Annotated in this window: 10 protein-coding genes; 8 read left to right on the plus strand and 2 right to left on the minus strand. The window is 71.2% G+C overall.

The genetic code is table 11. The features are described from left to right. The first annotated feature begins 16 nt into the window (after positions 1 to 16). Both AC1DE0_RS21810 and AC1DE0_RS21815 read left to right on the plus strand, forming a co-directional pair. A complete protein-coding gene (locus AC1DE0_RS21810; RefSeq protein WP_478105621.1) occupies positions 17 to 1,021 on the plus strand; it encodes an o-succinylbenzoate synthase in 1,005 nt (334 codons plus the stop codon). Beyond that, a complete protein-coding gene (locus AC1DE0_RS21815; protein WP_478105623.1) occupies positions 1,018 to 1,779 on the plus strand; it encodes a 3-keto-5-aminohexanoate cleavage protein in 762 nt (253 codons plus the stop codon). Before AC1DE0_RS21810 ends, AC1DE0_RS21815 begins: the two co-directional genes overlap by 4 nt. Before the next feature lie 18 nt (positions 1,780 to 1,797). Here the strand turns inward: AC1DE0_RS21815 and menD are convergent, their stop codons facing one another. Both menD and AC1DE0_RS21825 read right to left on the minus strand, forming a co-directional pair. Beyond that, entirely contained in the window at positions 1,798 to 3,642 is a 1,845-nt protein-coding gene (menD, locus tag AC1DE0_RS21820; RefSeq protein WP_478105625.1) for a 2-succinyl-5-enolpyruvyl-6-hydroxy-3-cyclohexene-1-carboxylic-acid synthase, read from the minus strand. Between the two features lie 9 nt (positions 3,643 to 3,651). Then, entirely contained in the window at positions 3,652 to 4,947 is a 1,296-nt protein-coding gene (locus AC1DE0_RS21825) for an isochorismate synthase (RefSeq protein ID WP_478105627.1), read from the minus strand. 102 nt (positions 4,948 to 5,049) lie between these two features. Here AC1DE0_RS21825 and AC1DE0_RS21830 point away from each other — a divergent pair, with 102 nt between their 5' ends. The 6 genes from AC1DE0_RS21830 to AC1DE0_RS21855 all read left to right on the plus strand — a co-directional run bounded on the left by AC1DE0_RS21830 (position 5,050) and on the right by AC1DE0_RS21855 (position 10,651). Then, entirely contained in the window at positions 5,050 to 5,742 is a 693-nt protein-coding gene (locus AC1DE0_RS21830) for a demethylmenaquinone methyltransferase (protein WP_478105629.1), read from the plus strand. A gap of 265 nt (positions 5,743 to 6,007) precedes the next feature. Next, on the plus strand, positions 6,008 to 7,327 hold the full coding sequence (locus AC1DE0_RS21835) for a geranylgeranyl reductase family protein (RefSeq protein WP_478105631.1): 1,320 nt from the start codon (positions 6,008 to 6,010) through the stop codon (positions 7,325 to 7,327). Between the two features lie 164 nt (positions 7,328 to 7,491). Further along, the gene (locus AC1DE0_RS21840) at positions 7,492 to 7,851 is read left to right on the plus strand and encodes an NADH-quinone oxidoreductase subunit A (RefSeq protein WP_045187001.1); all 360 of its coding nucleotides are present in this window, start codon (positions 7,492 to 7,494) and stop codon (positions 7,849 to 7,851) included. A gap of 78 nt (positions 7,852 to 7,929) precedes the next feature. Next, entirely contained in the window at positions 7,930 to 8,484 is a 555-nt protein-coding gene (locus tag AC1DE0_RS21845) for a NuoB/complex I 20 kDa subunit family protein (RefSeq protein WP_478105633.1), read from the plus strand. Beyond that, a complete protein-coding gene (locus AC1DE0_RS21850; protein WP_478105635.1) occupies positions 8,481 to 9,263 on the plus strand; it encodes an NADH-quinone oxidoreductase subunit C in 783 nt (260 codons plus the stop codon). The genes AC1DE0_RS21845 and AC1DE0_RS21850 overlap by 4 nt, the downstream gene beginning before the upstream one ends. Further along, complete coding sequence (locus AC1DE0_RS21855) at positions 9,263 to 10,651, plus strand: NADH-quinone oxidoreductase subunit D (protein WP_478105637.1); 1,389 nt, start codon at positions 9,263 to 9,265, stop codon at positions 10,649 to 10,651. The genes AC1DE0_RS21850 and AC1DE0_RS21855 overlap by 1 nt, the downstream gene beginning before the upstream one ends. Positions 10,652 to 10,662: the final 11 nt, after the last annotated feature.

Genomic DNA, 10,662 nt, shown 5'->3' on the forward strand with positions numbered 1-10,662 from the left:
CGGTGATGATGGGGGCATGACGTCCTTGCCCGCCACCGCCGACCTGCTGGCGTCGGCCCACGTCGTCGCCCTGCCGATGCGGGTGCGTTTCCGAGGTGTCGAGGTGCGCGAGGCGGTGGTCTTCGAGGGCCCTTGTGGCTGGGGCGAGTTCGCGCCCTTCGCGGAGTACCCCGACGACGAGGCGGCCCGATGGCTGGCCGCAGGGATCGAGTCCGCGTATGCCGGATGGCCGGCGGCGGTGCGCGACACCATCCCGGTCAACGCGACCGTGCCGGCCGTGCCGGCCGACCGGGTCGCCGAGGTGCTGGCCAGGTTCGACGGCTGCACGACGGCCAAGGTCAAGGTCGCAGAGCGTGGACAGACGGTCGACGACGACGTGGACCGCGTCGCGGCAGTGCGAGATGCCATGGGGCCGAGCGCCCGCATCCGCGTCGACGCGAACGGCGGCTGGGACGAGACGGGCGCGGTCGAGGCGCTCGCGAGGCTGGCGGCATACGGGCTGGAGTATGCCGAGCAGCCTTGCGCCAGCGTCGAGGAGCTCGCGTGCCTGCGGAAGACGCTGGCGCGCAACGGGATCGACGTGCTCGTGGCCGCCGACGAGTCGATCCGCAAGGCCGAGGACCCGGTCCGGGTGGCACGTCTGGGAGCCGCGGACCTCGTGGTCGTCAAGGTGGCCCCACTGGGCGGCGTCCGGGCCGCTCTCGAGGTCGTCGAGGCGTGCGGCTTGCCGGCAGTGGTGTCCTCGGCCCTTGACACGAGCGTCGGGATCGCGGCCGGTGTCGCTTTGGCGGCGGCGCTGCCGGAGCTCGACCACGCCTGTGGCCTGGGGACGGTCAGCCTCTTCGAGCGGGACCTCGCCGAGCCGGCGCTGCGTCCGGTGGCCGGGGTGCTGGCCACCGGCCGAGCCACACCGGACCCGGAGGCGCTCGCCGCGCTGGCCGCTGCGCCTGACAGACAGGACTGGTGGCGCGAGCGCCTTGTCCGCTGCCACGCTCTGCTGGACGACAGGAGCGGTCGATGATCAAGGCGTGCCTCAACGGAGGTCGAACCCGCGGCCAGCACCGTGCCGTACCCCTGACGCCGGACGAGCTGGCCGCCGCGGCTGCGGACGCGGTGGCCGCCGGTGCCTTCATGGTCCACGTCCACCCGCGCGACGAGTCGGGCCGGGAGTCGCTCGAGACGCGCCACGTCGTCGACGCGGTGACTGCCATCCGCGCCGCCACGCCCGGACTCCGGGTGAGCGTGTCGACACGGGACGGCATCGTCGACAGCGTGCGCCGCAAGGTCGCGCACGTGTCCGAGTGGCCCTCTCCGGACCTCGGCGGCCCGGACTGCGCGAGCGTCAACTGGCACGAGGACGGCGCAGTCGACGTCGCAGCGGCCCTGCGCGGCAACGGGTCCGGCGTCGAGGCTGGCATCTGGACACCGCGCGCAGTCAGCCTCTTCGTCGGGACGAACTGGCCGTGGCAGGTCGAACGCGTGCTCGTCGAGCTCATCCCGGGTGTGACTCCGGGATCCGACGGTCCGTGGGCCGCCGAGCGCATCCTTGCGGCGCTCGGGATGTCTCCGGCACCTGTTCTCGTCCACGGCGAGGAGCGATGGACGTGGCCCGTGCTCCGGTGGGCCCAGGCCGCCGGCTACGACGTGCGCATCGGGCTCGAGGACACGCGCTACCTGCCGAGTGGTCAGGAGGCGCGCGACAACACCGAGCTCGTCATGGCGGCCGCGACGTCCGAACCGGGCACCCCGTCGCAGTGGCCGGTGCCCGACCCGCTCTGAGCCGCCGAGCCGGTGGGGTCAGCCGCGCCCGTCGCTGTGCGGCACGACCTGCTGAGCCAGCGAACGCATCCACGCGGCCTCCGCACGACGGTCGGCCCGGGACACTGGAACCTCGAGAACCCTGATGCCGGAGATGGATTCGTCCAGAGCGTCGGTCAGGCGCCTGAGGTCGTCGACGCGTTCGTATGCCGTGTGGTGCGCAGCACAGAGGGCCGCGAGGTCAGTGCCGTGCGGGGCTGCGAAGACTCGCTCGAACGCATCGGAGTAGCGGAGGTCGCCCTGCTCGAGCGTGCTGAAGATCGCCCCGCCGTCGTCGCTCAGCACGACGAAGGTGAGGTCGGGTCGCGGCTGGCCGCTCCCGACGAGCAGACCGTTGGTGTCGTGCAGGAAGGTCAGGTCGCCCAGGTAGGCGATGGTGCGCGCGGCCCTGGGGCGACCCAGCGCGATGCCGATCGCCGTGGACACCATGCCGTCGATCCCGGCCAGGCCTCGGTTCCCGACGACGAAGCGGTGCTGCAGCGGCGGCCAGGGCGTCCCCATGACGTCGAGGTCGCGTACGGCGTTCGAGGAGCCGACGACGAGGGAGGTGTCGGCCGCGACGGCGGAGGCGACGACCCCCGCTACCGCGAGAGGGGACAGCCCGTCGTCGAGACCCGGTGCGCGCAGCGGGTCTCCCGTTGCTGAGGTCAGGCCCGCGTCGATCAGTGTCGACAGTCGGGCGTCGGCGTCGTGCCAGGCAGCGAACCAGGTGGCGTCGTCAGCGGCTTCGACCCGGGGGACAAGGTCGAGCACCCGGGCGACACGACCGGGGTCGGTTGCGACACCGCCACGGCCGCGCACGGCGAGCACCTCGACGTCTGGGTCGCTGATGAGATTTGTGACGGGACGGGAGAGGGTCGGGTGGCCGACGACGACGACCCGTTCGACCTGCGCCCTGAGGTCGGTCGTGAGCAGCAGCCGCCCGGTGCGCAGCGCCCGGCGCCCGATGCGGGCCCCCGACGTGGGCTCGGCCAGCATCGGCCAGTTCGCCGCCTCTGCGAGCAGCCGTGCAGCAGGCCCGGCGTCGTCACCAGCGACCACGACGGTGCGCGGCCCGAGCGGCAGCACCTCGCCGCCGTCAGGCACTGACACCGACGGGTCGACGTTCGGCCCTGGCGACCGGAACTGCGCCACGGCGCGGTTCCCGCCCCGTTCCGACCCCGAGTCTCCATCAAACTGCGCCATGGCGGAGTTGGCGGGCTGCTCGGCCTCGGATCCGGCCTGAAACTGCGCCGTGGCGGAGTTGGCGGGCACGCGAAGATCGGAGTCGGGGCGGTGCCACCAGGTGGCGGGGTCGGGATCGGCGGGTAGCAGGTCCCCGTCGAGCTGCACGTTGAGCTGCCACGGCCCTCGACGCGAGCAGGCTTGCGCCACAACCGCATCCAGCTCATCATCCGAGAGGCTGGCGGTCAGGTCGTCGCAGCCGGCGAAGACGCCGAAGATGCCGGCCTGCTGGGTGGTCTGGTTGGCACCGGTGCCGCGCAGCCGGTCGGGCCGGTCGGCGCTGACGACGATCAGCCGCCGCCCGGTGTGGTGTGCCTCCATGACCGCAGGCAGCAGGTTGCCGACGGCCGTGCCCGAGGTCGTGACGACTGCGACCGGACGACGCGAGCCGGTGGCCAGTCCGAGCGCGAGGAAGGCGGCGGAACGCTCGTCGACGCGGACGTGCAGGCGCAGGTCACCAGCGCGGTCGGCGGCGTCCAGGGTCAGCGCCAGGGGAGCCGAGCGCGACCCCGGGGCGAGCACGACGTCGCGCACTCCGCCGAGCCACAGGGACTGGACGAGCCGGAGCGCGAGCTCCGAGGCCGCGCGGGCAGCGGTCACGACGGGCGGTCAGTCGCTCGCGAGCGCGTCGCGCATCGGGATGAGCTTGGCGTTGGACTCGGCCACCTCGGACTCGGGGTCGGACCCCGCGACGATGCCGCAGCCGGCATACAGGGTGATCTGCGACGGGTCCTGGGCGTCGAAGGCCCCACTGCGCAGGGCGATTCCCCACGCGCCGTCGCCCTGGGCGTCCATCCAGCCGACGGGTCCGGCGTAGCGGCCGCGGTCCATGTGCTCGAGCTCGGCGATGAGCTCGACGGCACGTGCGGTCGGGGTACCACCGACGGCCGCGGACGGGTGCAGCGACGCGGCGAGCGTGAGCGACGAGGCGTCGTCGGCGCTGACCGCGGCGACGTCGGTCGCGAGGTGCATGACGTTCGGCAGGTGCAGCACGAAGGGTGCCTCGGGCACGTTCATCGAAGAGGAGTGCGGTGCGAGGGCATCGGCGACCGAGCGCACGGCGTACTCGTGCTCCTCGAGGTCCTTCGACGACCGTGCGAGCGAGCCGGCGAGCGCGGTGTCCTTGTCGTCGTCGCCGGTGCGGCGGATCGTGCCGGCGAGCACGCGCGACGTGATGAGGCCCTGGTCCCGGCGGACGAGCAGCTCGGGCGTGGCGCCGACGAGGCCGGCGACGGCGAAGACCCAGGTGTTCTCGTAGCGCTCGGCGAGGCGTCGAAGCAGCCAGCGCGGGTCGATCGGCCCGGATGCCGTCGCGACGAGGTCGCGGGCCAGGACGACCTTGTCGACCTCGCCCGCTCCGATGCGCTCCACCGCCTCCGCGACCGCATGGGCGTAGTCGGCGGGTGAGACGGCGCCGTCGGCGAAAGCGACCCCGCGGGGAGGCTCGGGATCGTCTGCGACAGAGGGCTTCTCGAGAATCGTCAACTGGGGGTCGAGCGAGACGGTGGTGAGCCAGGTGCGGCCGTCGCGGCGCCCGACGATGGTGGAGGGCACGACCAGCCGCGCGGACTCGGCCGAGTCGTCCGCGAAGGGGAACGACCCGAAGCAGACGAGCCCGGTGCCGGGACGCCCGACCTCGTCGCGCACCACGGCGTGCCGGCTGACCTCGCGCCACCATGACTCGGCCTCGTGGAACCGGTCCGGGCCCCGCGCCTCGAAGGTGAGCGCGGTGCCCCAGCCGACGAGCCCGTCGCCGCGTCGCACCCACGACACGAGGTCGTCGTGCTCGCGGTCGGCCGGCAGGTAGGCGAGGAGGGGGTCCGCGGCCTCGAAAGGAACGGTGCGGACGACGACCGTCGGTCCCGGGGCGGGGGACGGCGCTTCGGGAGCGGGAAGCGTGGACATCGGTTGCAACTCTACGGCCGAACGCGCCCCACCTCGGTCGCCTGGCTGCCACACCGCCGCCCGTGCGACCGATCCCACACCCGCCGGTGCGAGGATGAGCGCATGAGCCGTGCGCAGCTGGACAAGAAGCCGGTCGACGTCGCGTCGATGTTCGACACCGTCGCCGAGAAGTACGACGTGACCAACGACGTGCTCTCGCTCGGGCAGGACCGGCTGTGGCGCCGCGCGGTCGTCAAAGCGGTCGCCGCGCGTGCGGGGGAGCGGATCCTCGACATCGCTGCCGGAACCGGCACGTCCAGCGAGCCGTGGGCCAACGAGGAGATCGAGGTCGTGCCGGCGGACTTCTCGCTCGGCATGCTGCGCGTGGGTCGCCGGCGGCGCCCCGACATGGCGTTCACGGCTGCCGACGCGATGAGCCTGCCGTTCGCCGACGAGAGCTTCGACGTCGTGACGATGAGCTTCGGGCTGCGCAACGTCGCCGCCCCCGAGACCGCGCTGCGCGAGTTCCTTCGGGTGACCAAGCCCGGCGGCCGCCTCCTGGTCTGCGAGTTCAGCCAGCCGGTCAACAAGGTGTTCCGCACCGTCTACACGAACTACCTGATGCGCGCGCTGCCGCCGGTTGCCCGCCGCACGTCGAGCAACCCCGACTCGTACGTCTACCTCGCCGAGTCGATCCGCGCGTGGCCCCCGCAGGGCGAGCTCGCCGGCATCATCGAGACGGCCGGGTGGCAGCAGGTCGGCTGGACCAACCTCACGGGCGGCATCGTCGCGCTGCACCACGGCACCAAGCGCTGACGACCGACGCCACCGGGGCGTATGCCGCCCGGCGGGTTGCGGCCGCACGTGGCCTCTCGACCTGCCGGAGGCGGCAGACATTGGCCTCTCGACGTGCGGGAGGCGCCGAACTTTGGCCTCTCGACGTGCGAGAGGCGGCGAAATTTGGCCCCTCGACGGTTGGGGGTTAGGCATGCCTTATCTGACAAGGGTGAAATCGCGGGAATAGACTCCCCGGAGAGTTCGTGAAGATCTTCACAAGCGGTTTCGGAAGCGTGCAGGAGAGATGACCAGTTCGAGCGTGGCGCCCAGCCCCAATGAGGGTGGCGGTGCACCCGTCGAGCGGGCCGACGTCATCGTCGTCGGTGCCGGCCCGGGTGGCAGCGCCACGGCGGCCTACCTCGCTGACCACGGCCTCGACGTCGTCCTCCTCGAGAAGTCGTCCTTCCCGCGCGACAAGATCTGCGGCGACGGCCTGACGCCGCGCGCCACCAAGGAGCTCATCTCCCTCGGCGTCGACACGACCGGCTGGCAGCGCACCAAGGGCCTGCGCATCAAGGGCGGCGGTCACACGCTGCAGCTCGACTGGCCCGAGTCCGACGCCTTCCCCGGCTACGGCATGGTGCGCACCCGCGCCCAGCTCGACGAGAGCCTGGCCCGCCACGCGGAGAATCGCGGCGCCCGCCTGCACGAGCGCACGAGCGTCACCGCCCCCGTGCGCGACGGCTCCGGCCGCGTCACCGGCGTCACCGCCAAGCGGCTCGACGACGCGGGGCGCGCCACCGGCGAGACGGTGACCTACCGGGCCCCGGTCGTGGTCGCGAGCGACGGCGTCTCGAGCAGACTCGCCACCGCCGTCGGCCGCCCGAAGCGCGAGGACCGCGTGATGGCCATCGCGGTCCGGGCCTACTACACGACGCCGAAGCGCGACGACTACCTCGAGAGCCACCTCGAGCTGTGGACCCGCGACGACAACGGCAACCGCATCCTCATGCCGGGCTACGGCTGGCTCTTCCCGCTCGAGGACGGCCGCACCAACGTCGGCCTCGGCACCCTCGACACGACGGCGGCGTTCCAGAAGACGGACTTCAAGGACGTCATGCGCCGCTGGGTCGAGGACATCAACCCGGAGTGGCAGCTCGAGCACGACGAGGCCGCCGGCCCGATCCGCGGCGCCGCGCTGCCGATGGGCTTCAACCGGACCCCGCTCTACGGCGACGGCCTGCTGCTCGTCGGCGACGCCGGCGGCATGGTCAACCCCTTCAACGGCGAGGGCATCGACTACGCCCTCGAGGCCGCCCGTCTCGGCGCCGAGCTCGTCGCCCAGGCGATGGCACGCCCGAGCGACGCCGAGCGCGAGCGGGTGCTGGCGGCATACCCGAAGGTCATGAAGGACGAGCTCGGCGGCTACTTCACGCTGGGCCGCTGGTTCGCCCACGCGATCGGCAACCCCGAGGTCATGCGCCTCGCGACGAAGTACGGCCTGCCGCGCACGAAGCTCATGCCCTTCCTGCTCAAGATCATGGCCAACCTCGCCGACCCGGCGAGCAAGGGCGCGAGCGACCGCATCATCAACACCCTCTCGCGGCTGGCGCCGAGCGCATGACACATCGTGCTTCAGACCGCACCGGCACACCCGTGGGCACCCCCATTGTGACGCCGAGCACAATCGTCATGGACGCCCCTAGGATGGGTGCGCCGCGCATGTTCGCCCCTGCAATGCACGTCTTGAATGCACGTCTCGCACGACCGGAAGGCACGTGACCTCGGATGAACTCCTACGTCCCGATCCTCTTCATGCTGGGGCTCGGCTTCGCGTTTGCCGCGCTGTCGGTCTTCACCTCGCTCGTCGTCGGCCCGAAGCGCTACAACCGCGCCAAGCTCGAGGCCTACGAGTGCGGCATCCAGCCGACGCCCCACGCCGCCGGCGGCGGTCGCGTGCCGATCAAGTACTACCTGACGGCGATGCTCTTCATCATCTTCGACATCGAGTCGATCTTCCTCTATCCGTTCGCGGTGGCCTTCAACAAGCTGGGCCTCTTCGCGCTGGTGGAGATGGTCCTGTTCATCCTCACGGTCTTCATCGCGTACGCCTACGTCTGGCGCCGCGGCGGCCTCGAGTGGGACTGACGGCCTGTGCAGCACGTGAGCGTCCGCACCAGCGGGCACGCGTCCACCGGGTCCGTCAGGAAAGGTAAGGAGTAAGCAATGGGTCTCGAAGAGAAGCTCCCAGCCGGGTTCCTGCTCTCGACGGTCGAGGGCCTCGCCGGCTACATGCGCAAGGCCTCGATCTGGCCGGCCACGTTCGGCCTCGCCTGCTGCGCCATCGAGATGATGGCAGTCGGCACCCCCGACTACGACATCGCCCGCTTCGGCATGGAGCGCTTCTCGGCGACGCCGCGCCAGGCCGACCTGATGATCGTCGCCGGCCGCGTCAGCCAGAAGATGGCCCCGGTCGTGCGCCAGGTCTACGACCAGATGCCCAACCCCAAGTGGGTCATCTCGATGGGCGTCTGCGCGAGCTCGGGCGGCATGTTCAACAACTACGCGATCGTGCAGGGCGTCGACCACATCATCCCGGTCGACATCTACCTGCCGGGCTGTCCGCCCCGGCCGCAGATGCTGCTCAACGCCATCATCGAGCTGCACCACCAGATCCAGACCTCGCCCCTCGGCGTCAACCGCGAGGAGGCGGCCAAGGCCGCCGAGGCCGCGGCGCTGTCCGCGACCCCGACGCACCAGATGAAGGGCCTGCTCGCATGAGCGACGGGGAGAAGAAGGACGCGACGCCGGCGGTCAACGCCGACACCACCAAGGACCAGACGTCCGGCATCACGCCCGGTGAGGTGGAGCTGGCTCAGCCCGGCGGCGCCGCCGAGCCGAAGGTCGTGGGCATGCGCCGCGGCATGTTCGGTGCGACCCGCGGCGCCGACACCACCGGCTACTCCGGCCTCCTGCGGCCGATCCTCGTCGCCGGCGCCGCCGAGCGGCCCTACGGCGGCTACTTCGACGAGATCGCCGACAACCTCGAACGCGGCCTCGTCGGCGGCACGGCCTCCTACGCCGAGGCCATCGCCAGTGTCGTCATCGACCGCGGCGAGATGACGCTCCACGTGCGCCGCGAGCACCTGCTCGCGGTCGCCCGCGTGCTGCGTGACGACGCCTCGCTCCGGTTCGAGATCTGCACCGGCGTCTCCGGCGTGCACTACCCCGACCGCGTGGGCGAGGAGCTCCACGCCGTCTACCACTTCCTGTCGATCACCCACGGCGGTCGACGGGTCCGGGTCGAGGTCAGCTGCCCCGACGACGACCGCCACATCCCCTCGATCGTCTCGGTCTACCCCGCCAACGACTGGCACGAGCGCGAGACCTGGGACATGTTCGGCATCGAGTTCGACGGCCACCCGGCCCTGACCCGCATCCTCATGCCCGACGACTGGCCGGGCCACCCGCAGCGCAAGGACTACCCCCTCGGCGGCGTCCCCGTCGAGTACAAGGGCGCCACCGTCCCGCCGCCCGACCAGCGGAGGTCGTACAACTGATGAGCACGCACACCGAGTTCACCCAGACCGAGGTGCCCGAGCCGGGCGCCAACGACGTCTACGCCACGTCGGCCGCCGACGAGTCCGCCAGCGAGGGCGCCCACGTCTTCAACGCCGCCGGCGGCGACTGGAACGACCTCGTCGATGAGGCCACCTCGCTCAACGAGGAGCGCATCGTCGTCAACATGGGGCCGCAGCACCCGTCGACGCACGGCGTGCTCCGCCTCATCCTCGAGATCGACGGCGAGACGGTGACCGAGGCCCGCGCGGGCATCGGGTACCTCCACACCGGCATCGAGAAGAACATGGAGTACCGCAGCTGGGTGCAGGGCGTCACGTTCTGCACGCGCATGGACTACCTGACCCCGATGTTCCAGGAGGCGGCCTACTGCCTCGCGATCGAGAAGCTGCTCGGCATCACCGACCAGATCCCGCAGCGCGCCAACGACATCCGCGTCCTCATGATGGAGATGACGCGCATCAGCAGCCACCTCATCTGCCTCGGCACCGGTGGCATGGAGATGGGCGCGACCACCGTCATGACCGTCGCTTTCCGCGAGCGCGAGCGCCTGCTTCGGGTCATCGAGATGGTCACCGGCCTGCGCATGAACAACGCGTACATCCGCCCCGGCGGCGTCGCCGTCGACCTGCCCCCGGGCTCGATCGACGCGCTGCGCGAGATGGTGCCCGAGGTCCGCCGCGGCCTCGGCGAGCTCGAGGCGCTGCTCAACGAGAACCCCATCCTCAAGGGCCGCACCGTCGACGTCGGCGTGCTCAGCCTCGCCGGCTGCATGGCGCTCGGCATCACCGGCCCGGTGCTGCGGTCGACCGGTCTGCCCCACGACCTGCGCAAGCTCGACCCGTACTGCGGCTACGAGACGTACGACTTCGACGTCGTCACGCGCACGAGCCAGGACGCCTACGGCCGCCTGCGCATCCGCATCGACGAGATGTACCAGTCGCTGCGCATCATCGAGCAGGCCACCGACCGTCTGCAGGAGAACGACGGTCCGGTCATGGTCGAGGACAAGAAGATCGCCTGGCCCGCGCAGCTCGCGCTCGGCAGCGACGGCCTCGGCAACAGCCTCGACCACATCCGCGAGATCATGGGCACCTCGATGGAGTCGCTGATCCACCACTTCAAGCTCGTCACCGAGGGCTTCCGGGTGCCGCCGGGCCAGGCGTACGTCGCGGTGGAGTCGCCCAAGGGCGAGCTCGGCTGCCACATCGTCTCCGACGGCGGCACGCGCCCCTACCGCGCGCACTTCCGCGACCCGAGCTTCAACAACCTGCAGGCCGTGGCCGCGATGTGCGAAGGCAGCCAGATCGCCGACGTCATCGTCGCCGTGGCCTCGATCGACCCGGTTATGGGAGGTGTGGACCGATGAGCGCGGTAGTG

The organism is Terrabacter sp. 05T424 (genome assembly GCF_056396225.1).